General features: G+C 56.4%; 2 protein-coding genes. Both read left to right on the forward strand.

The window, feature by feature from the left end; all coding sequences use genetic code 11:
* Positions 1-339, forward strand: a 339-nt coding sequence (locus ACP7BV_RS27130) for a hypothetical protein (protein WP_426108005.1), incomplete at its 5' end; no start/stop codon positions are given.
* Between the two features lie 15 nt (positions 340-354).
* Positions 355-1,108: penicillin acylase family protein (locus ACP7BV_RS27135; RefSeq protein ID WP_426108007.1), on the forward strand; the 754-nt coding region annotated here is incomplete at its 3' end.

A 1,108-nucleotide genomic window follows, 5' to 3' on the forward strand; every position in this document is an offset into this window, starting at 1 on the left:
TGTTCTGCTGCTGGTGTCATGTTCAATTCCATATGTGTGCCAACTTCCTTAATTAGACTGATGAAGTTGTCTCACAATAGTTTGACACAGGGGGCAGACTCTCCCGATAACGCGGTCGGCATGACGCCGACGATGCCGCAGCTTATACCGGCGATGCCGTATATTCCAAGCGCTTTCGTGTGCATGTGGTTTTTCGGGAAAGCTTGGTATTTAACTTTTCAGCCCTTTTTGTTACGCATACACTTTCCCCAAGGCTCTGTTGACGAGGCCCGCATGTTGACTGACCTCAATGTGAATAATCGACAACTTCGTAAGCTTGCTCAGGCGATTGTTATGTAAATTACAAAGGAGTTGATGATGCGAATTGCGACATGGGGATCCGGAACCACCGTGGCCTTCTTGATGGGTTTGGTGTTGAATGGATGCGGCCGGGTCGATGAGTCGCATCCTGGACAGCAGCCACCGGCTCGGGTGCACGCCGAACTGGCGCGCACCAGTTACGGTGTGGCCCACGTCAAAGCCAGTGATTTCCGCGGGCTCGGCTATGGGCTTGCCTATGCTTATGCGCAAGATAACGTGTGCATGTTCGCCGATACGCTGCTTACCGTGCGCGGGGAACGCTCGCGCTATTTCGGTCCCGCCGCACGCGCGACCGAGCCTGCGGACGGCGAATACGGCGCCGCGATTGATTACATCAACTTGCGCAATGAAGACAGCGATTTTTTCTTCAAGGCCTACATCGACCAGGAGCAGCTCAAGGCGAACTATGTGGCCGGCGGCGCGGAGCCGAGAGACTTGTTGGCGGGCTATGTCGCAGGCTATAACCGTTACTTGAAGGATAGCGCCGGCAAGCTTCCGGCGGCCTGCAACAACGCCGCCTGGGTTAAGCCGATTACGGTCGAGGACATGTACCTGGTGCTTGCGGAAAAAGCGCTGCACGCATCGGGTGAAGTGTTCGCTCAGGAATTTGTCAACGGCGGGCGCGCGCCCGGCCAGATAGGACCCGCCTCGCCCGCGCTTGCAGGAAAGGCATTCTCAACAGCGACTCGGATTTGGGAATCATGCATCAGCTGGGTGGGGCCGGTTTCAGTGTCGTCACCCCGGGCGA

The sequence above is a fragment of the Massilia sp. TSP1-1-2 genome (assembly GCF_049896185.1).
Taxonomy (GTDB): domain Bacteria; phylum Pseudomonadota; class Gammaproteobacteria; order Burkholderiales; family Burkholderiaceae_D; genus Telluria_A.